This window comes from uncultured Roseobacter sp., from assembly GCF_947496515.1.
In the GTDB taxonomy this organism is placed as follows: domain Bacteria; phylum Pseudomonadota; class Alphaproteobacteria; order Rhodobacterales; family Rhodobacteraceae; genus Roseobacter.
This window is the reverse complement of record NZ_CANMDB010000001.1, coordinates 548544-570154: the sequence shown is the minus strand read 5'-3', so window position 1 is coordinate 570154 and position 21611 is coordinate 548544. Positions and strand designations below refer to the sequence as shown.

22 protein-coding genes are annotated in these 21611 nt (G+C 63.2%); 11 read left to right on the top strand and 11 right to left on the bottom strand.

Annotation, left to right across the window (positions count from 1 at the left end; genetic code table 11):
- Positions 1–20: 20 nt before the first annotated feature.
- From Q1A53_RS02830 to Q1A53_RS02805, 6 genes are read left to right on the top strand one after another with little or no spacing between them, the layout of a single operon-like run.
- The gene (locus Q1A53_RS02830; RefSeq protein WP_299962705.1) at positions 21–1016 is read left to right on the top strand and encodes a hypothetical protein; all 996 of its coding nucleotides are present in this window, start codon (positions 21–23) and stop codon (positions 1014–1016) included.
- Entirely contained in the window at positions 979–3114 is a 2136-nt protein-coding gene (scpA, locus tag Q1A53_RS02825) for a methylmalonyl-CoA mutase (protein ID WP_299962703.1), read from the top strand. Before Q1A53_RS02830 ends, scpA begins: the two co-directional genes overlap by 38 nt.
- Before the next feature lie 4 nt (positions 3115–3118).
- Positions 3119–3736 carry a VOC family protein gene (locus Q1A53_RS02820; protein WP_299962701.1) on the top strand — a complete coding sequence of 206 codons (618 nt, stop codon included), beginning with the start codon at positions 3119–3121 and terminating at the stop codon, positions 3734–3736.
- Entirely contained in the window at positions 3733–4209 is a 477-nt protein-coding gene (locus Q1A53_RS02815; RefSeq protein WP_299962699.1) for a GNAT family N-acetyltransferase, read from the top strand. Before Q1A53_RS02820 ends, Q1A53_RS02815 begins: the two co-directional genes overlap by 4 nt.
- Before the next feature lie 51 nt (positions 4210–4260).
- Positions 4261–4941 carry a molecular chaperone DjiA gene (locus Q1A53_RS02810; protein WP_299962697.1) on the top strand — a complete coding sequence of 227 codons (681 nt, stop codon included), beginning with the start codon at positions 4261–4263 and terminating at the stop codon, positions 4939–4941.
- Between the two features lie 45 nt (positions 4942–4986).
- Positions 4987–5310, top strand: a complete 324-nt coding sequence (locus tag Q1A53_RS02805; RefSeq protein WP_299962695.1) for a hypothetical protein — start codon at positions 4987–4989, stop codon at positions 5308–5310.
- 234 nt (positions 5311–5544) lie between these two features.
- Here Q1A53_RS02805 and Q1A53_RS02800 read toward each other — a convergent pair whose 3' ends face one another.
- The 5 genes from Q1A53_RS02800 to Q1A53_RS02780 all read right to left on the bottom strand — a co-directional run bounded on the left by Q1A53_RS02800 (position 5545) and on the right by Q1A53_RS02780 (position 10981).
- Positions 5545–6882: a pyruvate dehydrogenase complex dihydrolipoamide acetyltransferase gene (locus Q1A53_RS02800; protein ID WP_299962693.1), complete on the bottom strand. Its 1338-nt coding sequence runs from the start codon at positions 6880–6882 to the stop codon at positions 5545–5547.
- A 12-nt stretch (positions 6883–6894) separates the two neighbouring features.
- Complete coding sequence (locus tag Q1A53_RS02795) at positions 6895–8274, bottom strand: pyruvate dehydrogenase complex E1 component subunit beta (protein WP_299962691.1); 1380 nt, start codon at positions 8272–8274, stop codon at positions 6895–6897.
- A gap of 3 nt (positions 8275–8277) precedes the next feature.
- Positions 8278–9288, bottom strand: a complete 1011-nt coding sequence (pdhA, locus tag Q1A53_RS02790; RefSeq protein ID WP_299962689.1) for a pyruvate dehydrogenase (acetyl-transferring) E1 component subunit alpha — start codon at positions 9286–9288, stop codon at positions 8278–8280.
- A 124-nt stretch (positions 9289–9412) separates the two neighbouring features.
- On the bottom strand, positions 9413–9712 hold the full coding sequence (locus Q1A53_RS02785) for a septum formation initiator family protein (RefSeq protein ID WP_299962687.1): 300 nt from the start codon (positions 9710–9712) through the stop codon (positions 9413–9415).
- Positions 9713–9793: 81 nt separating this feature from the next.
- Positions 9794–10981 carry a phosphoglycerate kinase gene (locus Q1A53_RS02780; protein WP_299962685.1) on the bottom strand — a complete coding sequence of 396 codons (1188 nt, stop codon included), beginning with the start codon at positions 10979–10981 and terminating at the stop codon, positions 9794–9796.
- A gap of 128 nt (positions 10982–11109) precedes the next feature.
- On the opposite strand from Q1A53_RS02780, the gene Q1A53_RS02775 reads away from it, so the two are divergent.
- Together Q1A53_RS02775 and Q1A53_RS02770 are read left to right on the top strand one after the other, a co-directional pair.
- Complete coding sequence (locus Q1A53_RS02775) at positions 11110–11616, top strand: peptidylprolyl isomerase (RefSeq protein WP_299962683.1); 507 nt, start codon at positions 11110–11112, stop codon at positions 11614–11616.
- Positions 11609–12157, top strand: a complete 549-nt coding sequence (locus tag Q1A53_RS02770; protein WP_299962681.1) for a peptidylprolyl isomerase — start codon at positions 11609–11611, stop codon at positions 12155–12157. Before Q1A53_RS02775 ends, Q1A53_RS02770 begins: the two co-directional genes overlap by 8 nt.
- A gap of 10 nt (positions 12158–12167) precedes the next feature.
- Here the strand turns inward: Q1A53_RS02770 and Q1A53_RS02765 are convergent, their stop codons facing one another.
- The 4 genes from Q1A53_RS02765 to Q1A53_RS02750 form a co-directional block, all read right to left on the bottom strand.
- Positions 12168–12464, bottom strand: coding sequence for a hypothetical protein (locus Q1A53_RS02765; protein ID WP_299962679.1), 297 nt, complete (start codon positions 12462–12464; stop codon positions 12168–12170).
- 605 nt (positions 12465–13069) lie between these two features.
- Positions 13070–13606, bottom strand: coding sequence for a hypothetical protein (locus tag Q1A53_RS02760; RefSeq protein WP_299962677.1), 537 nt, complete (start codon positions 13604–13606; stop codon positions 13070–13072).
- Positions 13607–13709: 103 nt separating this feature from the next.
- Positions 13710–14210 (bottom strand): polymer-forming cytoskeletal protein, encoded by a 501-nt coding sequence (locus Q1A53_RS02755; protein ID WP_299962675.1) that lies wholly within the window; start codon positions 14208–14210, stop codon positions 13710–13712.
- Positions 14200–15522 (bottom strand): M23 family metallopeptidase, encoded by a 1323-nt coding sequence (locus tag Q1A53_RS02750; RefSeq protein ID WP_299962673.1) that lies wholly within the window; start codon positions 15520–15522, stop codon positions 14200–14202. Before Q1A53_RS02750 ends, Q1A53_RS02755 begins: the two co-directional genes overlap by 11 nt.
- A gap of 57 nt (positions 15523–15579) precedes the next feature.
- Here Q1A53_RS02750 and Q1A53_RS02745 point away from each other — a divergent pair, with 57 nt between their 5' ends.
- Positions 15580–15717 (top strand): hypothetical protein, encoded by a 138-nt coding sequence (locus Q1A53_RS02745; RefSeq protein ID WP_299962671.1) that lies wholly within the window; start codon positions 15580–15582, stop codon positions 15715–15717.
- Positions 15718–15721: 4 nt separating this feature from the next.
- Here Q1A53_RS02745 and Q1A53_RS02740 read toward each other — a convergent pair whose 3' ends face one another.
- Together Q1A53_RS02740 and Q1A53_RS02735 are read right to left on the bottom strand one after the other, a co-directional pair.
- Positions 15722–16531 (bottom strand): ferritin-like domain-containing protein, encoded by an 810-nt coding sequence (locus Q1A53_RS02740; protein WP_299962669.1) that lies wholly within the window; start codon positions 16529–16531, stop codon positions 15722–15724.
- Positions 16528–16989, bottom strand: coding sequence for a peroxiredoxin (locus Q1A53_RS02735; RefSeq protein ID WP_299962667.1), 462 nt, complete (start codon positions 16987–16989; stop codon positions 16528–16530). Before Q1A53_RS02735 ends, Q1A53_RS02740 begins: the two co-directional genes overlap by 4 nt.
- Positions 16990–17124: 135 nt before the next feature.
- On the opposite strand from Q1A53_RS02735, the gene Q1A53_RS02730 reads away from it, so the two are divergent.
- Together Q1A53_RS02730 and queA are read left to right on the top strand one after the other, a co-directional pair.
- Positions 17125–20463, top strand: coding sequence for a DUF3971 domain-containing protein (locus Q1A53_RS02730; RefSeq protein WP_299962665.1), 3339 nt, complete (start codon positions 17125–17127; stop codon positions 20461–20463).
- Between the two features lie 70 nt (positions 20464–20533).
- Positions 20534–21583 (top strand): tRNA preQ1(34) S-adenosylmethionine ribosyltransferase-isomerase QueA, encoded by a 1050-nt coding sequence (gene queA, locus Q1A53_RS02725; protein WP_299962663.1) that lies wholly within the window; start codon positions 20534–20536, stop codon positions 21581–21583.
- The last annotated feature ends 28 nt before the right edge of the window (positions 21584–21611 follow it).

The following is a 21611-nucleotide window of genomic DNA, read 5'->3' as shown; positions in this document are numbered from 1 at the left end:
ACGGCAAGGGATTGCGGTTAATGGTGAAAGTCCTCCCCGCATTCCGGCCGAACGGGGCGGCCTTTTCAATCGGGTCCAGACGGATCATGGATGTCACGCTTCACATCGGTGCGCATCGCACTGCGACGACGACATTTCAGGCGTATGCTGCGTTGCAATCAGAGGCTCTGGTTGCCGCGGGTGCTGCCTTTTGGGGTCCCGTTGAACCGCGCCGCGGGCTCTTCGCAGACAGTGAGGCTGAGGGCGAGGACGAGGTCATCCTGCGCGCCGGGAGCCGACTGCAGGTGATGATGGCGGCGGCGCGTGTGCGCGGTCTGCAGCGGCTGTTGGTCAGTGATGCGGATTTTCTGGGGACGATCGGTGAAAACCTGGAAACCGGTGTGCTCTATCCAAAGGCGGGTGCGCGGGTGGCGCGTCATGTCGCGGCGTTCGAAGGACAGGTTCAGCGGATCATTCTGTGCCCCCGCAGTCTGGATGTGTACTGGCGTTCCCTGGTGGGGTTCGGCGTGGCCCAGGGGGCCAAGCTGCCGGATCGCGAGCGGTTGGCGGGAATTGCAAACGGTCACCGGTCCTGGCGTGATGTGATCACGGAGATCGCTCAGTCGGTCCCCGATGTGGCGCTGGAGATCCTGCCCGCTGAGCGGTTCAGTGCCCGCCCGGACGCGCTGCTTGCTGCGGCTCTTGACGTTGACGTGCCGCGCAACACGGATCGGACATTGCGCAACCGCACACCGCAATTGCCTGAACTGCGCCGCTTGTTGGCCGAAAGGGGCGAGGATGGCAGCATCCTGCCCTTTGGCATGGAAAGCTGGAGCCCATTTACAAGTGAGGAATATGCCGCACTTCGAGAGGCTTACGCGGATGATATGATGTGGTTGATCGGCGGTGCCGACGGTCTGGCCACGCTGACGGAGAGTTTCCCCCGGACAAGAGCGGCGACAATGCTGCCGGTCGGGGCGCAATCAAAAGGACATGGTGATGAGCGAGAAGAAAGAAAGATGGCGCGCCCTGGCTGAAGCCGAGCTGCGCGGCAAACCCCTCGACGATCTGACCTGGCAAACGCTGGAAGGCATCGCTGTTCAGCCGCTCTATACAGCCGATGATATAGGCGAGCTTGACCATCTGGGCAGCATCCCGGGCGAAGCGCCCTACACCCGCGGGGTCAAGGCCACCATGTACGCCGGTCGGCCCTGGACGATCCGGCAATACGCAGGTTTTTCCACCGCCGAGGAAAGCAACGCTTTTTACCGCCGTGCGCTCGCAGCGGGTCAGCAGGGTGTGTCCGTGGCCTTCGATCTGGCGACGCACCGTGGCTACGATAGTGATCACCCAAGGGTCGAAGGCGATGTTGGCAAGGCAGGGGTCGCCATCGACAGTGTTGAGGATATGAAGATCCTCTTTGACGGCATCCCGCTCGATCAGGTGTCGGTGTCCATGACGATGAACGGGGCGGTTATTCCCATCTTGGCGAATTTTATCGTCGCTGGCGAGGAGCAGGGGCATGACAAATCGCTGCTGTCGGGGACCATTCAGAACGATATTCTCAAGGAGTTCATGGTCCGCAATACCTACGTGTACCCGCCGGAGCCCTCTATGAGGATCATTGCGGATATCATCGAATATACAAGTGATTACATGCCGAAGTTCAACTCGATTTCGATCTCGGGGTACCACATGCAGGAGGCGGGCGCCAACCTTGTGCAGGAGCTTGCCTTCACCTTGGCGGATGGGCGCGAGTACGTGCGCACGGCCATTGCCCGCGGCATGGATGTGGACCGCTTCGCCGGGCGGCTGTCGTTCTTTTTCGCGATTGGCATGAATTTCTTTATGGAGGCGGCGAAACTGCGCGCCGCCCGGCTCTTGTGGTCGCGGATCATGGCGGAGTTTGAGCCGAAGAATCCCAAATCCTCGATGCTTCGTACCCATTGCCAGACCTCCGGCGTCAGCTTGCAGGAACAGGATCCCTACAACAATGTGGTGCGCACCGCCTATGAGGCGATGAGCGCTGTTCTGGGGGGGACGCAGTCGTTGCATACAAACGCGCTGGATGAGGCCATTGCCCTGCCCACTGAGTTTTCCAGTCGAATTGCGCGCAATACGCAATTGATTTTACAGGAAGAAACCGGGGTGACGAATGTCGTGGATCCGCTTGCCGGGTCCTACTACGTAGAGAAACTGACGGCAGATCTCGCCGACGCTGCGTGGCAGCTGATCGAAGAGGTCGAGGCGTTGGGGGGGATGACCAAGGCCGTCGCCTCCGGCATGCCAAAACTGCGCATCGAGGAAGCGGCGGCCACACGTCAGGCCAACATTGATCGCGGTACAGAGGTGATCGTGGGCGTGAACAAGTATCGCCGCGAGACCGAGGACCCCATCGACATTCTGGACATCGACAACGCCGCCGTCCGGCAGAGCCAGGTGGACCGCTTGAAGAAGATCCGCGCCAACCGGGATGAGGCAGCCTGCGAGGCGGCGCTGGATGCCCTCAGTACATGTGCAGCGGAGGGTGGCAACCTGCTCGAAGCGGCGATCGAAGCAGCCCGGGCACGGGCCACGGTGGGAGAGATCAGCATGGCGATGGAAAAGACGTTTGGACGCCACCGAGCCGAGGTGAAGACGCTGGCCGGGGTCTATGGCGCTGCCTACGAGGGCGACGCGGGGTTTGCGGAGATCCAGTACGCGGTCGAGCGCTTTGCGGAGGACGAAGGCCGCCGCCCACGGATGCTGGTCGTCAAGATGGGTCAGGACGGGCACGACCGTGGCGCCAAGGTGATCGCGACCGCCTTTGCCGACATCGGCTTTGACGTGGATGTGGGCCCGCTTTTTCAGACCCCGGCGGAGGCGGCGCAGGATGCGGTCGACAATGATGTGCATGTGATCGGCATCAGCAGTCAGGCCGCTGGGCACAAAACACTGGCCCCGCAACTGGTCGCTGCCCTGAAGGACGCGGGCGCGGAAGATATCCTTGTCATCTGTGGCGGAGTCATTCCGCAGCAGGACTATCAGTTTCTCTATGATGCGGGCGTCAAGGCGATCTTTGGCCCCGGCACCAACATCCCCAAGGCAGCACAGGATATCCTGACATTGATCCGCACAGCGCGCAGCGCGGCCTGAGCCGATGCTTGTGCTGGACCATCTGGCGGTGGCTGGCGATACGCTTACCGCGGCCCGTGACCACGTCGAGGCCGCACTCGGCGTGTCGATGCAACCGGGCGGGGAGCACGCGGTCTTTCATACCCACAACGCGTTGCTGGGGCTGGAGGATGGGCTGTATCTGGAAGCCATCGCGATCAACCCCACAGCACCCGCGCCTGACCGGGCGCGTTGGTTCGATCTGGACCGGTTCGAGGGCGGGCCAAGGCTGACCAACTGGATTTGCCGGACGGCGGATCTGGAGACTGCTCTCGCCGCACTTGGGCCCGAGATGGGCGCACCGGTGGCGTTGCGGCGCGGCGATCTGCGCTGGCGTATGGCCGTACCACAGAGCGGTGTGCTGCCGTATGACAACTGTGCTCCGGCGCTGATCACATGGGATACGCAGCAGCACCCGGCGTTGATGCTCGCGCACTCGGGCATTCGGTTGCGGCGCCTGACAATTCGTCATCCGCAGGCCGCCCGGATCTGTGACAGGCTGGCGCCGCATCTGGCGGATGATCGGCTGTCCTATGAGCAGGGGGCAGCAGGTCTGCACGCGGTCTTCGACACACCGCAGGGGCCGCGCGAGCTGGGCAAATGATTCGGGTGGCGGTCGTCGAGGATGCGCCCCTGATCGCAGCGCTTTGGAACGCGATGATCCGCGAGACGACATCGACTTTCACCACCATTGAAAAGACGCAAGAAGAGGTTGCGTCGCTTATCACCCAACGGCCGGGGGCGTTCTTTGTCGCCGGTGATGGGCCGGAGCCGGTTGGATTTGCCACATACGGCCCGTTCCGCCCGGGACCCGGCTATACTGCCACGGTCGAGCACACGATCATCCTGTCAGCGGACGCGCAGGGTACGGGGCTTGGCCGGGCCTTGATGGCGCGACTGGAAGAGGCCGCGCGCGCGGATAGCATTCATGTGATGATCGCAGCAATCAGCAACACCAATCAGGACGCGCAGGCCTTTCATGGGCGTCTCGGCTTCTTGGAAGTGGCCCGGATGCCGCAAGTAGGTCGCAAGTCCGGGCAATGGCTCGACCTCGTTCTGATGCAGAAAATCCTCTGAACCCCGCCGGTTACCGCTGACACGGTCGGGTCAAGCCGGTAAGGTATCGCCATGTCCATCTGGTCCCGCATCTCTGACGCGCTGTCGGCTCTGGCGACGGGCGAAGGTCTGTCTGCGGTGTTCGAGAAGCTGCGCAGCCCGCCTGAACGCTCGGTCGCTTTCACCATCGCCGTCATTGCGCTTGGCGCCAAGATGGCCAAGGCCGACGGTCAGGTGACACGTGATGAGGTCACGGCCTTTCGTGACGTTTTTCATATTGCCGATCAGGACGAGGCGGGTGCGGCACAGGTGTTCAACCTTGCCCGGCAGGATGTGGCAGGGTTCGAGGACTACGCCACGCGGATCCGCGATATGTTCAAAGCCCAGCCAGAGACCCTGCGCGATCTGCTGGAGGGGCTGTTTCACATCGCGATGGCCGATGGTTTCTACCACCCGAACGAAGACGCGTTTCTCGAGCGGGTCGCGGATATCTTCGGTGTGCCGGAGGCGGAATTCAGCAGGCTCAAGATGCGGTTTATTCCGCGTGAAGGAGCGGACCCCTACGCTGTGCTGGGCGTCAGCCCGGATATGCCTCTGGCCGAGATCCGGTCAGTCTGGCGCGGTCTGGTGCGCGACAATCACCCCGACGCGATGATCGCCCGTGGTCTGCCGGAGGAAGCGCGACAGCTCGCGCAAAAGCGGATGGCGGACATAAACCGCGCCTGGGATGAGATCACCCAGAATGCGGCCTGACGGCGGGGCTCGCATCACAGCCGGTGGCACCCTATATTAGGCTTCATGAGACGCTTGTATCTTGCATGTGCGCTGGCCGCGGTCTGTGCAGCGCCGCTATCGGCCCAGGACGACCAAGCCCCCAGCCCGATGGAGCGGGGCATGCAGCAGTTCCTGGAGGGCCTGCTGGAAGAAATGGAACCGGCCTTTGAGGGCATGCGCGGCTTTATGGCGGAGATGGGTCCGGCTCTGGGTGAGCTGATGGAAGAGGTAGAGGATTGGTCGCGATACGAGGCGCCCGAGGTGCTGCCGAACGGCGATATCATCATTCGCCGTAAGCCGGACGAATCGCCCCCACCCGAAGACAGTCCGCCGCCGATCGATCTGTAAATGCGTGACTATTAAGTTTATAAATCAAAATTTTGCACGGCATATTTCATGCCGATACACAAGGCGTCTCACCCTGCTATTGCGGCGTGCCTCTGAGATCACAGGCTGCGTGAACCGCAGACTTCGAGCCGGGGAGTGCGATCCAGATCTTGCCCGACCTCACGAGACGACGACCTGCGAGGCAAAAAAGCCGCCAGCGGATACAGGCGGCTTTTTCGTTCAACGACCGTCCTTTTACGCGAGCATGGTCATCGGGTTCTCAAGGTTTTCCTTGATGGCCTGCAACAGCTGCGCGCCGAGCGCGCCGTCGATCACCCGGTGATCGACCGACAGTGTGACTGACATCACCGTGGCGACCGCAAGCTCACCGTCTGCGCCGACGATCGGCTTTTTAACACCCGCGCCCACGGCCAGGATCGCGCCATGGGGCGGGTTGATCACCGCGTCGAAGTTGTCGATGCCGAACATGCCCAGGTTGGAGATCGCGAAGCTGCCGCCCTGGTATTCCTGGGGCGCGAGCTTGCGGTCGCGCGCGCGGGCGGCGAGGTCTTTCATCTCAGCAGAGAGCGCGGAGAGGGATTTCATCTCCGCGTCCTTCAGCACCGGGGTGAAGAGCCCACCGTCGATGGCGACGGCCACGGCCACATCGGAAGGGGTGAGTTTCAGCATCCGGTCACCGGCCCAGACCGCGTTGGCGTCAGGTACCGTTTGCAGCGCCAGCGCGCAGGCCTTGATGATGAAGTCATTGACCGACAGCTTCACGCAGCGGGCTTCGAGCTGTTTGTTAAGCTGACCGCGGAAGGCCAGCAGCGCATCAAGCTCGATGTCGCGGCGCAGGTAGAAATGCGGGATCGACTGTTTCGCTTCTGTCAGGCGTGCGGCGATGGTCTTACGCATCCCGTTGAGGCTGATCTCTTCGAATTCGCGGCCCTCGTACATGGCCATAACCGCATCGGCAGAAGGACCCGACGCAGGGGCAGCAGGGGCTGATTTGGCGGGGGCGTCGGAGGTCGCTGCTGCCGCAGCTTTGGGGGTCTCGGCGGTGGCGCTCTCCACATCCGCCTTGACGATGCGACCGCGCGGGCCGGAGCCCTTGATTTGCGCCAGATCGAGCCCCTTGTCGGCGGCGATGCGGCGCGCCAATGGTGAGGCGAAGATACGGCTACCATCGGCGGCAGCCGGTGCTGCGGGTGCCGGGCTTGCATCAGTGGCACCCCGGCCATGACCCGCCGCTGGTGCTGTCGCATCAGACGCCTCTGCCGGGGCCATGTTGGAGGAGGCATCTTCCTTGGGCGCCTCCGACACCTCGCCGATATCATCGGCGTTTTCGCCGTCTTCCAGCAGCACGGCGATGGCGGTGTTGACCTTGACGCCTTCGGTGCCTTCATCCACCAGGATCTTGCCGATGGTGCCTTCGTCCACCGCCTCGAATTCCATTGTGGCCTTATCGGTTTCGATCTCGGCCATGATGTCACCGGAGTTGACGGTATCGCCCTCCTTGACGTGCCATTTGGCGAGGGTGCCTTCTTCCATGGTGGGTGAGAGCGCGGGCATGAGAATTTCTGTAGGCATCTTGCGCGCTCCTTACTTGTAGGTGACTTGTTTCACGGCCTCGATGACCTCGTCGGTGGTCACGAGCGCCAGCTTTTCGAGGTTGGCCGCATAGGGCATGGGCACGTCCTTGCCGGTGCAGTTGATCACCGGCGCGTCGAGGTAGTCGAAAGCCTCCTGCATGATCACCGAGGAGATGTAATTGCCCACAGACCCCTGCGGCCAGCCTTCCTCGACGGTGACGCAGCGGTTGGTCTTCATGACGGATTTCAGGATCGCGCCGGTGTCCATTGGGCGCAGCGTGCGCAGGTCGATCACCTCGGCGGAGATACCGTCCTCGGCCAGTTTGTCAGCGGCGGCAAACGCGTAACTCATCCCGATGCCAAAGCTGACGATGGTTACATCCTCGCCCTCGCGCCAGATCCGTGCCTTGCCGAAAGGCACGGTGTAGTCATCGAGTTCCGGTACATCAAAGCTGCGCCCGTAGAGGATCTCGTTTTCCAAGAAAATCACCGGGTTGGGATCGCGGATCGCGGTTTTCATCAACCCTTTGTAATCGGAGGCGGAGTAAGGCATGGCGACCTTGAGGCCCGGCACCTGCATGTACCATGCCGCATAGTCCTGGCTGTGCTGGGCACCGACACGGGCAGCGGCACCGTTGGGGCCGCGGAAGACCATGGGCGCGCCCATCTGACCGCCCGACATATAAAGCGTCTTGGCCGCGGAGTTGATGATCTGGTCGATGGCCTGCATGGCAAAGTTGAAGGTCATGAACTCCACAATCGGGCGCAGCCCACCAAAGGCGGCACCAACACCCATCCCCGCAAACCCGTGTTCCGTGATCGGCGTGTCAATGACGCGCTTGGATCCGAATTCGTCCAGCATGCCTTGGCTGATCTTGTAGGCGCCTTGGTATTCGGCAACCTCTTCACCCATCAGAAAGACGCTGTCATCGCGGCGCATCTCTTCGGCCATCCCGTCGCGCAGGGCCTCGCGCACGGTCTGCTGTTTCAGCGTGGTCCCGTCGGGCCAGTCCGGGCTGGTATCCACTTCCGGCTCGGGATGGGACATGCCCGCCGCCGGTGCCGTCTCGGACGACTGTTCCCTGTCCGCGGGTACCGGGGCCGACGCGGGCTTGGCGGCGGCGGTGTCGATATCATCCGCACTCTCGCCATCTTCCAGCAGGACGGCAATAGCGGTGTTCACCTTGACGCCTTCGGTGCCCTCTTCGATGAGGATCTTGCCAATGGTGCCTTCATCGACGGCTTCAAACTCCATCGTGGCCTTGTCCGTCTCGATCTCGGCCATGATGTCACCGGAGGACACGGTGTCGCCTTCCTTGACCAGCCATTTGGCGAGCGTGCCTTCTTCCATCGTGGGGCTCAGCGCGGGCATCAGAATTTCAACTGCCATGGATCAAGCCTCCTGCGGGACTTCGGTTGCGTAGATGTCGGTCCAGAGCTCTTCGACTGCTGGCTCCGGCGAGGTTTTGGCAAACTCCGCGCTTTCGTTCACGATGTCCTTGATCTCCTTGTCGATGGCCTTGAGGTCCTCTTCGCTGGCGTGCTTGCCGGTCAGCAGCATGGAGCGTACGGCTTCGATGGGGTCGCGCTCGTCACGCATTTTCTGGACTTCTTCGCGGGTGCGGTACTTGGCCGGGTCCGACATGGAGTGGCCGCGGTAGCGGTAGGTCTTGATCTCCAGAATATAGGGGCCTTCGCCCGCGCGGCAGACCTCGACAGCCTTTTGCCCGGCGGCTTTCACCGCCAGAACGTCCATCCCGTCCACCTCTTCGCCCTTGATGCCGTAGGCTGCGCCCCGCTCCCAATACGATGGCGAATGGGTGGAGCGTTTGGTGGAGGTGCCCATGGCGTATTGGTTGTTCTCGATCACAAAGACGACGGGCAGGTTCCACAGCTCTGCCATGTTGTAGGCCTCATAGACCTGCCCTTGGTTGGCCGCGCCATCACCGAAATAGGTAAAGGTGACGCGATCGTTGCCCTTGTATTTGTCCGCAAAGGCCAGGCCCGCGCCCAACGGCACCTGAGCCGCCACGATCCCGTGCCCGCCGTAGAAGTGCTTCTCCTTGGAGAACATGTGCATGGAGCCGCCCTTACCCTTGGAGTAGCCCCCCTCGCGGCCCGTCAGCTCCGCCATCACCCCGTTGGGATCCATGCCGCAGGCCAGCATATGACCGTGATCGCGGTAGGAGGTGATGCGCTTGTCGCCTTCTTCCGCGGCAGCTTCCAGCCCGACCACAACCGCTTCCTGCCCGATATAAAGATGGCAGAACCCGCCGATCAGACCCATGCCGTAAAGCTGGCCCGCCTTTTCCTCGAACCGCCGGATCAGCAGCATGTCCCGGTAATAGGCCTTCAACTCGTCGGCGGATACATTGGGTTTCTTGGCGGATTTTCGCGGTGCCATCAGAGCGGTTCTCCCTCATCGCGCCCTGTTCCGGGCAGATAGTTTAGCGTTAAACTATCTTTTATCGGATTCGGAAACCCCTGACGAGGGGCAATCTGGCCGGGCAGGTGGTGCGCCGTCTCGCCTAGCGGATCACCAATTCATCCGCGCGGATCATGCCCAGCACGCCACGTGCCTGTTCGTCCAGCAGATCGAGGTCGAGAAACCCGTCCGAGAGCCGCCGCGTGAGGTTCTCCATCCGGGCGACTTCGCCACCGACGACGTCCAGCTGCGATTGCAGCGCTCGTGCCTCGGCGGTGATCTCCGCCCGGCGAAAGAGGCCAAAATCGCCTTGGACGGCGGCGAACGTGAAATAGGTTGCGAGACCCAGAGCCAGGGTAAAGAACACAAATGTGCTCAACGCGGGGCGTGTCTGTCGTGTCATCTGCCGTGCCTCATGCCTCTTGGTGGGCGTGACCCGCTTATGACACAATGGCCCGATTTTGCAAAGGTTTCTCTGACAGGCTCAACCCATCAAAGCGGCTACGCCGGGCAATTCCTTGCCTTCCATCCACTCCAGAAACGCGCCGCCTGCGGTGGAGACATAGGTGAAATCTGCTGCCGCACCCGCGTGGTTCAGCGCGGCCACCGTATCGCCGCCGCCCGCAACGGAGACAAGCGTGCCCGCCCGGGTCATCCTTGCGGCTGCGCGCGCGGCAGCTGTTGTCGCCTGATCAAAGGGGGGGATCTCAAAAGCGCCCAATGGGCCGTTCCAGATGAGCGTTGACAACCCCTCAAAGGCGGCTTCCACCGCTGCGACGCTGTCGGGTCCCGCATCCAGTATCATCTGGTTGTCAGCCAGCTGCGTGTCGGCCCCGAGCGAGACGGTCTCGTACTCTACTCCTGCCGCAAATTCCCGTGCCGCCAGACCATCCACAGGCAACAGAACCCGGCAGCCCGCACGCCCCGCCGCCGTGAGGATGGCCCGTGCCGTGTCCAGGTAGTCCGGCTCGCGCAGCGATGTGCCCAGTTCGGCGCCCTGTGCTGCCAGAAAGGTGTTCGCCATGCCGCCGCCGATCACCAGCAGATCCAGTTTGCCCACCAGATTTTCCAGCAGGGCGATCTTGGTGGAGACCTTGGCACCGCCGACCACGGCGCCGACCGGTTTTTTCGGGGTGGAGAGCGCAGCCTCCAGCGCACCCAGTTCGGCCTGCATGAGCCGCCCCGCGCAGGACGGCAGCAGATGGGCGACCCCGGTGGTCGAGGCGTGCGCCCGGTGCGCGGCCGAGAAGGCGTCGTTGCAGAACACATCGCCCAGTGTGGCCAGGAACTGCGCCATGCCGGGATCGTTGGCCTCTTCTCCTGCAGCAAAGCGCGTGTTTTCCACCAACACCACCGCGCCCTCGGGCAAGGACCCGAGGGCCTCCGGTGCCGGGCGCTCCATGAAATGCACCTCCCGGCCCAATGCGGCCTCAAGAGCGGGCAAGGTCACGCGCAGCGACATTTCCGGCACAACCTTGCCTTTTGGCCGTCCGAAATGCGCCAGCAGGATGGGCTTGCCGCCCTTGGCCAGAATGTCCTGCACGGTTGGCACAATACGGTCGATCCGGGTGGTGTCGGTGACACGCCCGTCCTCCACAGGCACATTGATGTCCACCCGCACCAGCACCCTTTTGCCGTCCAGATCCATATCGTCCAGCGTTTTCCAGCCCATGTCCCGCTCCTCTCGCCTGTTCGCGCCATTGTGTCGCGCAGGTGGGGGGACAAGGTCAATGACCTGCTTGGCATTCGGGTTGCGACCGCCTAGGTATCTGCCCAATCAAAGAGACAAGGAGTGCGGCAATGGCCGAGATCAAAGACCCCGAAAACACCATTCTGATGGAACTGAAGGACGGCACCGTCACCATCGAGCTGCTGCCCGATGTAGCCCCCAAGCACGTGGAGCGGATGAAGGAGCTGGCGCGCGCGGGCGCCTACGATAACGTCGCCTTCCACCGGGTGATCGAAGGGTTCATGGCCCAGACCGGCGATGTGGAACACGGCGACATGGAAGATGATTTCAATATCGGCCGCGCGGGCACCGGTGGTTCCGACCTGCCGGATCTGCCAGCGGAATTCTCCAAGATCCCGCACGCCCGCGGCAGCCTGGGCGCTGCGCGCTCGCAAAACCCGAACTCGGCCAACAGCCAGTTCTTCATCAACTTCAAGGACAATGATTTCCTGAACGGGCAGTACACCGTCTACGGTCAGGTGACGTCTGGGATGGAACATGTGGATGCGATCACCCGCGGCGAGCCACCAGCCGAGCCGGACCGGATGATCTCCGTCAAGGTCGCAGCGGATGCGTAAGACAGCCACCATCGCCGCGCTGATGCTGGCGGCCCCCGCGCTCGCCACTGGTCTGCAGGTCGAGGTCGCGGGCGAAGCCAGCGGCACCATCACCATCGATCTGCTCGAAGACGTGGCCCCGGGCCATGTCGAGCGGATCACCGCGCTGGCCGAGGCCGGTGCCTATGATGGGGTGGTGTTTCACCGCGTGATCGACGGCTTCATGGCCCAGACCGGCGATGTGGAGCACGGGCGCGTTGGCGGCGACATGCGCCGTGCGGGCACCGGCGGCTCCGATCAGCCTGATCTGGCGGCGGAGTTTTCCGACGTGCCCTTTGATCGCGGCGTGGTGGGCATGGCGCGGGCGCAAAGCCCTGATTCCGCCAACAGCCAGTTCTTCATCATGTTTGACGAAGGCTACTTTCTGAACGGTCAGTACACCGTCGTAGGGCGTGTCACCGACGGGCTTGATGTGTTGGACGCCATCAAGCGGGGCGAGGGCCCCAACGGTGCTGTCGTCGGCGCACCTGATGTGATGCAAACCGTAACGGTGACCGAGTAAGCCTCTGTCCTCAATCAGAGGACGTCACAGGCGCGTTCTTGTACCTTTCTTGCACAAAGATGCGGCCGCGTTCCCGCGCGGCTTCATCTATCGCCGCCCCGATGAAGTCTTCCAGAAACGGGGCGGTCGGGCGCGCAGGGGCCGTGGCGGCGCCTTCAGGCACGACAAAGACGTCATCAACCCGCGCCGACGACGCGCTACTGCTCGACCCGGGAAACAGCGGTGGTGCCTGAGGTTCCTGCGCTGCGGCCATCTGTGCAGATAGGCCGAGAGCCATAAGAATAGTGATCAGCACGGGTCTTTTCATCTGACGGTTGCCTCCAGGTTCGGAGCAAGGGCAATAGCACATCGGACCACGTGGTGCGCTGCCTGAGAGACATCGTGGTTAGTGGACGGTTACGGTCGGCCACTGCTGCGATGCAGACGCGAGGCACGACAACATAGGAGTGCGCAACGGCACTGTGATCAGACCCGTCGGCTGTTCTCCAGCGCTGTTCGTGACGGCGACCTCAGCGATACCTTCAACGGTCTTGCGTGAGACCCGAACTCGGGCGCGCTCAGCATCAGGACATGGTCGCATCTTTACCAGATCCCGTCGCCGCAGTCTGGTAGGACCATCCCGCTTCTGCACCTGCGTAGCTGTTGGGAGCAGGCGCCTGTTGGGGCAGCACACTGACCTCCTAACCCGATCTGTCCGCTGCTGCTGCCTGCGGTGCAGTTCAGGGCTACCCTTAGCGTGGCGGGGTCTTGTAGAGAGACCCGGCGACCCGACAGCATCCCGCGCGGGCACGATCGGAACCACTGCGGTAAAACCCGCCAAAGCGCAACTACCTACGAGAGATGGATGGCATTTTTATCTGGACCACGGTAGGGCGGCGCGTGGCGGTCGACATTCAAGGCCGGGCAGGGCGATCAGAACCAGCCGCCCGTCTGCGCCAGTCGCCACAGGACGTAAAGCGCACCCAGCATCGGCAACCTGCGATCAAAGAACATTCGGCCCCGGCCCACGGTGATCTTGTCATCCCGGATCGATTGATAAAAGCGCGCGATCTCCAATTCATATTCATCGCGGATTTCTTCCTTGGTCATCGGGGTTTGCTCCGACATCTTCCCACCAAAGATCGTGCGCTTGAATTCAGTCCCCTCGCTGAGGTCCTTGAGGTAGTCCAGCGCGAAGCGGTTGGCCTCCATCGCGCGCAGCTGACGCGGAGAAGGTTCCGGGTTCATCTGGTCATCCCGGACATAGAGGTAAAAGCTGATCAGATAGTAGCCGATGAGGGCCGCGCAAAAGACCCGCAAGTCGATCTGTGATGTGTCCAGATTGATGCCGGGGCCGGGTACCTCACGCAGCGCCAGATCAAAATCCGCGACGAGATAGCCGAACACACTGACCGAGATCAGCAGCGTCCGGGCCGTGCGCGTGGACCGGCTGAGCGGATCATACGCCATTCAGTCCCCTCGGTGCCTCTGCCAGACCACCCACCACCCGAACGCAGAAAAGGCGCCGCGCGTGCGACGCCCCTGCTGCGGTTCCTCGGTCTGCCATAGTCGGTCAGGCGGCAGGGTTCGCCTTGCCCGCTGGCGCGGATTTCGAACTTGGGTTCAGCGGGTCATCCTGACGTTGCACCGACCCTTCGAAATGGGCACCGCTCTCGATGGCGATCGTTTTGTGGATGATGTCGCCCTCGACCCGCGCGGTCGATGTCAGGCGTACCTTCAGCCCGCGGACACGGCCCACGATCCGGCCATTGACCACCACATCATCGGCAATCACTTCACCCTTGATGGTCGCGGTCTCGCCGATGGTCAGCAGATGCGCACGGATATCACCCTCGACGGTGCCCTCTACCTGTATGTCGCCGGTGGTCTTCATGTTGCCGGTGACATGCAGATCAGCCGACAGCACGGACGCCGGCGGTTTCGCCTTCGGTGGGGCCGGTTTGTACTCAGCCGGTTTCGGAGACGCCGGGGCGGAGGTGGACGCCGGGGGCGTCGCGCTGTCTGTCTCGGCTTGTTTCTGACCTGGGTCGTTGATTTTGCTTTTAGAAAACATCTTGTCCAGCCTTGATATAGATCATTGGGTTTACAGCTTTCCCACCGACACGCACCTCATAGTGAAGGTGCACGCCGGTCACCCGTCCGCTTGCACCCATATCACCGATATGTTCTCCGCGCGAGACCCTTTGCCCCACTTTAACGCGAATTTTAGACAAATGGGCGAAGCGTGTCTCGACACCGAAGGCATGCTCGATCTTGATCAACCGCCCGTAGCCCGACTGCCAGCCCGCATAGGTTACGACACCATCTGCAGTGGCAAAGAGATCGGTTCCGGCGGGGGCGGCAAAGTCAACGCCGCGGTGCATGCGGCGCCCGCCCGTCTTGGGATCGCGGCGAAACCCATATTCAGATGTGAAGCGGAAGTTGCCCGCGACCGGCATGGCGAAGGGCGCCTTTTCGGCGGCGATCCGGTAGAGGTTCAGCGTGTCGAGCTGTTCGAGGATGCGGTTGGCGCGCAGAAAATCGGGCGACAGTTCCTCCCCCCGGCTCGAAAAGGAGAGCGGCGTCAACGGCCCGCCCTGACCGGAATAGCCGCGGCGGACCTGATCCAGCATCTGCTTGGGCGGCATGCCCGCGGCTCGGAACATCTTGTCCAGCGGCTCGACGGAGACGGTTAGCGCCTCTTCCAACTGGCGAAAGATCTGGTCGTTGTTCTCTTCCATCAGCGCAATTTCAAGGGTCAGATCATCGACCCGCCGCAGCGCATCCTGTGCATCTGCGACAATTCGGTCACGCTCGGCCGCGGTGTTTTCCAGTGCGTCGGCAAGCACATCCACCGGCACGCCACTGTCTGCTGTGACCTGCTGAGTATCCCGCGTCTCACTGCGCTGCAGATCGGCCAATGCCACGCGGGCGGCCTCCCGTTCAGCCATCGCCCGTCGCAATGTGGTCTGCACGACCTCCAACCCTGTTTCCAGTTCGGCACGTCGTGTCTCCGAGCCCAGCAGCTCGGACTGCATTTGCGAAATCTGATCCAGGGCCGCGTTGAACCGGGTCTGCGCCGCTTGTGCCTCGGCGGCCCGGCGGTCCCGCTCATCTGCCAGAGCGTCGAGCCGTGCCTCGTAGGTTGCCTGATTGCGTTTCGCCTGATCGCGGAAATTACCCGCGCCGATGCTGTCCATCAGCAGAACCGCGGTCGCCAGGATTGACCAACCAAGCACCAGCGCGCCGCCGGTGAAGATGGCGATCTGCGTGCCCGGACGCAGACGGATAAAACGGGTGTCGGTATCGGATTTCAGAAAGACGCGGCGTTCCGGAAAAGACCGCTCCAACAGTCCGTGCACCTTGATCGCCAAGCCTGTCCTCACAAAATCGTCCTCTGCCCGTTTCCCCTCGGCGTTCCAATCTGCGAAGGAATTAGTCCGATGCGCCAAGTGCTTAAAGAGCGCACTCTGCCTGAGCAAGCGCCTTTCGATCCGGTTCCGCAACTTCACGTTGAATTGTTGCAAATCGGCAAAAAATCGCTTGTTGTCAGCGGTTTTTGGCGTTTTGCGCGGGTTTAAACGGTCAAACCGGCTCTGTCAGCGGCCAGTAGAAGTCCGGCGGGATACCCGCCTCGGCACGTTTTTCCTCGTTAAAGGGCGGCTTCAGCGGCCCGTGGAAATACTGCCGCACGAGCGCGTGAAAGCGTTCTTTGGGGTCTTCATCGTGCCTGCCGCAGAGAAAATGAAACCACTTGGAGCCATAGGCGACATGCGCCACCTCTTCGGCGTAGATGGTCTCCAGCGCGGCCACGGCGCTGGTCGCATCAGCCTTGCGAAAGACCTCGATCATCCCCGGCGTCACGTCGAGCCCGCGCGCTTCCAGCACCATAGGTACCACCGCCAGACGGCCCATGAAATCCTCCGCCGTGTCTTCGGCAGCGCGCCACATGCCGGCGTGGGCGGGTAGGGCGCCATAGTGACTGTCCAGCTCTTCCAGGCAGTCGCACATCAGGTTGAAGTGCTTGGATTCCTCATCTGCTGCCTTCACCCAGTCATCGTAGAAACCGATGGGCATCGGCACATGGGCAAAGCGCGCAATCACATCCCAGTGCAGATCGACCGCGTTCAGCTCGATATGCGCAACAGCATGCAGCAGCGCGATGCGCCCTTCCGGCGTGCCGGGGCGACGACGTGGGACATCCCGCGGGCTCAGAAGTTCGGGGGCTGCAGGGCGTGACGGATGTAAAGGCGGATCTGCGCGCCCGATTTCAGGGCGCGCCCCTTCGTCCCGCGCCGTCTGCCATTCCGCCGCAAAGCGACGCGACAAGGCAGTCTTCTCCCGCCCGTCGCCCGTGCGCAGCACTGCCTCGGCCATGGCGGCCAGCGGCATCACAGGGCGCGGACCGCTTCCAGGACCTCTTCCACATGGCCCGGCACCTTCACCTTCGGCCAGATTTTGGCGATCGTGCCGTCCGCCGCGATCAGAACGGTGGTACGCTCGATGCCCATGAAGGTCTTGCCGTACATCTTCTTTTCTTTCCAGACGCCGTAATCTTCGCAGACGCTGCCGTGCTCGTCGGACAGCAGTGGCACGGTCAGATCCCGCTTGGCCACGAATTTCTCGTGGCTGGCCATGCTGTCCTTCGAGATGCCGAAGACAGCGGCCCCCGCCGCCCCGAACGCTTCTTTGCTCTCGGAAAAGCCGACGCTCTCCTTGGTGCAGCCGGGCGTGTCATCGCGCGGATAGAAGAAGAGCACCACGGGCTGTCCTTTGAGGTCCGACAGCGTGACGTCGCCACCATCGGTGCTGGGCAACGTAAAATCGGGGGCGGGCTCTGAAATCTCTGGCATCACACTCTCTTGGGTTTGAAGGTTCCTGTTGACATGGCATATTAGGCCCAGGCTGCGCAAAGGAAAGAGCCGCCCGCGCCGGATGCAGCACCCCCGGGCGACAATCCTTCACCTTCACGAAAACCCCGAGACGCCTTGACCCAGACATCTGACCCAGTTCCGCGCCGACGCCGACCTCGCAAGCGGGTTCTGGCGCTTGTCGTGCTGGTGCTGCTGGCGATGGGTGCGGGTGGTGGCCTGTGGTGGGTGATGGAGCGTGACATCCCGCTGCCAGAATGGGCGCGCGACCGGATCGACGCGCGGCTGGCCGAAGCCATCCCCGACGCTCAGGTTTCCTTCGGCGAGGTTGTCCTGGTGCTCGACGAAGGCTGGCGGCCGCGCGGGCGCGTGCAGGATCTGAGGGTCAGCACCCCCGAGGGCGCCGAGATCGTGCATTTCAACGAGGTGCGCGCCAGCCTGTCCATGCGCGGTCTGCTGCGCGGTCAGCTGGAGCTGCAGTCGCTGGACCTCAACGGTGTCTTTCTGACCCTGCGCCGCTTGCCCACGGGCGCGTTGGAGCTGTCGGGCGGTACCGGGCTTGCCGCGGCCTCGCGCGCCGCTCCGAACCTTGCGCAGCTGGTGGCGGATCTGAACGCGGTGTTGTTGCGACCCGGTCTGACCCGGCTGGTGCGCGCAGATTTGCGGGGGCTCACGGTGCGCTACGAGGATCAGCGCGCCGGTCGCAGCTGGACCATCGACGGCGGGCATCTGTCGCTGGCCCGTGGCGGGGAGGATGTCCAGATCCGGGCCGATCTGACGGTGCTGGGCGGCAGGGCGGAGGCTGCGCTGATCACCGCCGGGTATGCGGGTCGCATCGGTGCACAGGCCTCGGAGTTCGGCGCCAGTATCTCAGGTGTCGAGGCGGGCGATATCGCGGTGCAGGGGCCGGCCTTTTCCTGGCTGGGTGCGTTGCGGGCACCGATCTCGGGCTCCTTGCGCGGGGCGATGAATGCCGAAGGTCAGTTCGAACCCTTCGATGCCAGTTTCCAGATCGGCGCCGGTGTAATCCAGCCGACCCCGCAGGCGCGCGCCATTCCCATCGAGCAGGCGGAGAGTTCCTTCAGCTATGATCCGGCCGCCCGCTTTTTGCGGTTCGATACGCTGTCAGTGGTCAGCAAATGGGTCAGCGGGCGGCTGAAGGGTACCGCGACCCTTGCCGATGATGATCAGGGCGGGGTGTCTGATCTGGTCGGTCAATTGCGGCTCAGTGATCTGGTGATCAACCCGGCCGAGCTTTACGATGTACCGGTGGAGCTGGCGCAGGCGGAGCTCGACTTTCGCCTGACGCCGCAACCTTTCTCGTTTGAGCTTGGGCGGCTGCAGGTGATGGGCGATGCCGATCAGCTGACGGCCGAGGGAACCTTGCGTGCTGGGCCGGATGGCTGGGACATCGCGGTCGATGCTGGCATGGCGCGGACCACCGCAGCGCGTGTGCTGGCGCTCTGGCCCGAAACGGTTGTGTCAAAAACCCGCGCCTGGCTGGGCGAAAACCTGCGCGGTGGTGTGATCGAGGATGTGAACGCGGCGCTGCGCTGGTCCCCGGGACAGCCGCCGGAGACCTATCTGGGCTTCGACTTCCGCGAGGCTGATGTACGCTTTTTGCGGCAGATGCCCCGCATCACCGCCGGGCGCGGTCATGCCTCGCTGTTGCGGGACCGCTTTGTGCTGGTGGTGGATGGCGGCACCGTAGAGGCGCCGGAGGGCGGGCCGGTTCAGATCGCGGGCTCATCCTTCATCGTGCCCGATATCGCGGCAAAGGAGGAAACGCCCGGTGTTCTGCGCCTGCGCACCACGTCATCCGTGACAGGGGCACTTTCGCTGCTGAACCAGCCACCGCTGAACATCATGACCAAAGCGGATCTGCCGGTGAGCCTTGCCGAGGGGCAGGCCGCGCTGGAGGGAACGCTGTCGCTGCCGCTGGTCAAGGGGGTGCCGGTAGAGCAGATCACCTTTGACGTCACAGGGGAGATCGCACAGGTCGAGACCGCCAAGCTGATCCCCGACCGGCCCCTTGTGTCGGAGCGGCTGGCGCTGACCGCCTCTGATGACGGTGTGGAGATTGCAGGCCGCGGCACGCTGGACGGTGTGCCCTTTGACGTCACCTGGTCGCAACGGCTGGGTCAGCCAGGCGCGCCCAGCCGCGTCCGTGGTCAACTGGCGCTGTCAACGCAGACGCTCGACACTTTCGGGGTTGCCTTGCCAGCGGGGTATCTCGAGGGCGACGGTGCCGCCGAGATCGACATCACCATCGGCAAGGGCGCGCCGCCCGAGCTTGCCCTGCGGTCCGATCTGGCGGGGCTGCGCCTGCGGATCCCGCCCATCGGTTGGGCGAAGTCCCCGGGCACGCTGGGCCGCTTTGCGCTTGATGCGACGCTGAGCGAGGTGCCGCAGATCCACCTGCTGTCGCTTGACGCTCCGGGCCTGCAGGCCGACGGCAACCTGACCCTGACCGAGGCAGGCCAGCTGGAGCGCATCCGGCTCGACCGGGTGCGGATTGCACCCTGGCTCGATGCGCGGGTCGATCTCGTCGGTCGGGGGCCGGGGGCGCCGCTGGGGCTGGTGCTGCGCGGGGGGACGCTCGATCTGCGCCGTCTCGACATCCCCGACAGCGGCGGCGGGGCGCGGGCACCGCTGTCGGTCGCACTGGACCGGCTGCAGGTGACCGACGCCATCGCGATCACCGATCTGCGCGGTGATTTCACATCCGGTGCGGGGCTCGACGGGCGCTTTCAGGGTCGGATCAACGCGGGCGCGCCGGTGAGCGGACAGATGATCCCGCAGGGCGGACGCAGCGCCATCCGGTTGCAGGCCCGCGATGCGGGGGCCGTGCTGGCCTCAGCGAATGTGGTCAAGCAGGTGCGCGGTGGCAGCTTTGAGTTGCTGTTGCAGCCGGTGGGGACGGGCGGGGCGTTCGACGGCCGGTTGCGATTGCGGGACACCAGCGTTGTCGATGCTCCCGCCATGGCGGCCCTGCTGAATGCGGTCAGCATCGTTGGCCTGTTCAATGCAGAAGGGGGGGACAGCCTGTTCTTTACGGATGTGAATGCCGATTTCCGCCTGTCACCGCGCCAGATCACCCTGCGCCAGGGCAGCGCCGAGGGCCCGTCACTGGGGCTGTCGATGGATGGTGTCTACGCCACGGACAGCGGTGCGCTGCAGATGCAGGGGGTGATCACACCGGTCTATCTGCTCAACGGGATCGGCAGCATTTTTACCCGCCCGGGCGAAGGGCTCTTTGCATTCAACTACAGCATCGGTGGCACGGTGCGGCAGCCGCGCGTGTCGGTCAATCCTCTGACAGCGCTGGCGCCGGGGGGGATGCGCGATCTGTTTCGGGCACCCAAGCCCGCCGTGCCGCGGGTCGATGGTGAGACGCCCGCCGCACCGGAACCACAACCTGAGAGACGCGAGCCTCTGCGCGGCTCGGACCGGTAAGCGCGTCCGGTCTGCGGCGGCTGCCAAGGGGGGTTTCACCTCGGTGGGGGAATGCTCTAAGAGCGCTACCATGAAGCTCAGCGATTTTGATTTCGACCTGCCCGAGGATCTGATTGCCACGCGGCCTGCGAGCCCGCGGACCGCAGCGCGCTTGCTGGTGGCAAGTGAAGACAGCCTCACCGATGCGGTCGTGGCGGATATCACGCGCTTTCTGCGCCCGGGGGACCGACTGGTGCTGAACGATACGCGGGTTATCCCCGCCCGGCTGACCGCGCAGCGCCACCGCCGCTCCGCGCAGGGTGATACCACCGCAAAGATCGAAGTGACCCTGCTGGAGCCGCGCGCCGACGGCACATGGAGCGCGCTCATCAAACCGCTCAAGAAACTCAAGCCGGGTGAAGACGTCATCTTTGGCGCAGGTCTCAGCGCCACGCTGGACCATGTCGAGGCAGGGCAGGGGCATCTTCGCTTCAACCTGACTGGGGATGATTTCGATGCAGCTCTTGAGGCCGCCGGTGCCATGCCGCTGCCACCCTATATTGCCGCAAAACGGCCCGCTGACGTGCAGGACCAGCACGACTATCAGACCGTCTTCGCCCGCTATAAGGGCGCCGTTGCCGCGCCCACCGCGTCCCTGCATTTCGACGAAGCGCTCTTGCGGCAGATCGCCGATCACGGCGTTGATTTCAGCCATGTGACACTGCACGTGGGTGCCGGCACCTTTCTGCCGGTGAAGGTTGATGATGTGACAACCCACAAGATGCATGCCGAATGGGGCCGTGTCAGCGCGGAGGCCGCAGCCGAGATCGCCGCCACGAAATCCGCTGGTGGGCGTATCATTCCGGTAGGCACCACGGCGCTGCGACTGATCGAGACGGCAGCACAGGGCGGGCAGATCGCCGCGTGGGAAGGAGACACGGATATCTTCATCTACCCCGGCTTCACCTTTCGCGTCACGGACGGGCTGATGACAAACTTTCACCTGCCCAAGTCAACGCTGATGATGCTGGTCTCCGCGCTCATGGGGCAGGAGAGGGTCCGCGCGATTTATGCGCATGCAATTAAGACAAAATACCGATTTTTTTCCTACGGTGATGCGTCGCTGCTGCTGCCAAAATAACACGCGCTGCCGCAAAGCGACAGAAGGC

Excerpts from the sequence above, each read along its gene's own strand:
- Q1A53_RS02830 (WP_299962705.1), top strand. The coding sequence starts at position 21 with ATGGTGAAAGTCCTCCCCGCATTCCGGCCGAACGGGGCGGCCTTTTCA.
- scpA (WP_299962703.1), top strand. The coding sequence starts at position 979 with ATGAGCGAGAAGAAAGAAAGATGGCGCGCCCTGGCTGAAGCCGAGCTG.
- Q1A53_RS02820 (WP_299962701.1), top strand. The coding sequence starts at position 3,119 with ATGCTTGTGCTGGACCATCTGGCGGTGGCTGGCGATACGCTTACCGCG.
- Q1A53_RS02815 (WP_299962699.1), top strand. The coding sequence starts at position 3,733 with ATGATTCGGGTGGCGGTCGTCGAGGATGCGCCCCTGATCGCAGCGCTT.
- Q1A53_RS02810 (WP_299962697.1), top strand. The coding sequence starts at position 4,261 with ATGTCCATCTGGTCCCGCATCTCTGACGCGCTGTCGGCTCTGGCGACG.
- Q1A53_RS02805 (WP_299962695.1), top strand. The coding sequence starts at position 4,987 with ATGAGACGCTTGTATCTTGCATGTGCGCTGGCCGCGGTCTGTGCAGCG.
- Q1A53_RS02800 (WP_299962693.1), bottom strand. The coding sequence starts at position 6,882 with ATGCCTACAGAAATTCTCATGCCCGCGCTCTCACCCACCATGGAAGAA.
- Q1A53_RS02795 (WP_299962691.1), bottom strand. The coding sequence starts at position 8,274 with ATGGCAGTTGAAATTCTGATGCCCGCGCTGAGCCCCACGATGGAAGAA.
- pdhA (WP_299962689.1), bottom strand. The coding sequence starts at position 9,288 with ATGGCACCGCGAAAATCCGCCAAGAAACCCAATGTATCCGCCGACGAG.
- Q1A53_RS02785 (WP_299962687.1), bottom strand. The coding sequence starts at position 9,712 with ATGACACGACAGACACGCCCCGCGTTGAGCACATTTGTGTTCTTTACC.
- Q1A53_RS02780 (WP_299962685.1), bottom strand. The coding sequence starts at position 10,981 with ATGGGCTGGAAAACGCTGGACGATATGGATCTGGACGGCAAAAGGGTG.
- Q1A53_RS02775 (WP_299962683.1), top strand. The coding sequence starts at position 11,110 with ATGGCCGAGATCAAAGACCCCGAAAACACCATTCTGATGGAACTGAAG.
- Q1A53_RS02770 (WP_299962681.1), top strand. The coding sequence starts at position 11,609 with ATGCGTAAGACAGCCACCATCGCCGCGCTGATGCTGGCGGCCCCCGCG.
- Q1A53_RS02765 (WP_299962679.1), bottom strand. The coding sequence starts at position 12,464 with ATGAAAAGACCCGTGCTGATCACTATTCTTATGGCTCTCGGCCTATCT.
- Q1A53_RS02760 (WP_299962677.1), bottom strand. The coding sequence starts at position 13,606 with ATGGCGTATGATCCGCTCAGCCGGTCCACGCGCACGGCCCGGACGCTG.
- Q1A53_RS02755 (WP_299962675.1), bottom strand. The coding sequence starts at position 14,210 with ATGTTTTCTAAAAGCAAAATCAACGACCCAGGTCAGAAACAAGCCGAG.
- Q1A53_RS02745 (WP_299962671.1), top strand. The coding sequence starts at position 15,580 with ATGCGCCAAGTGCTTAAAGAGCGCACTCTGCCTGAGCAAGCGCCTTTC.
- Q1A53_RS02735 (WP_299962667.1), bottom strand. The coding sequence starts at position 16,989 with ATGCCAGAGATTTCAGAGCCCGCCCCCGATTTTACGTTGCCCAGCACC.
- queA (WP_299962663.1), top strand. The coding sequence starts at position 20,534 with ATGAAGCTCAGCGATTTTGATTTCGACCTGCCCGAGGATCTGATTGCC.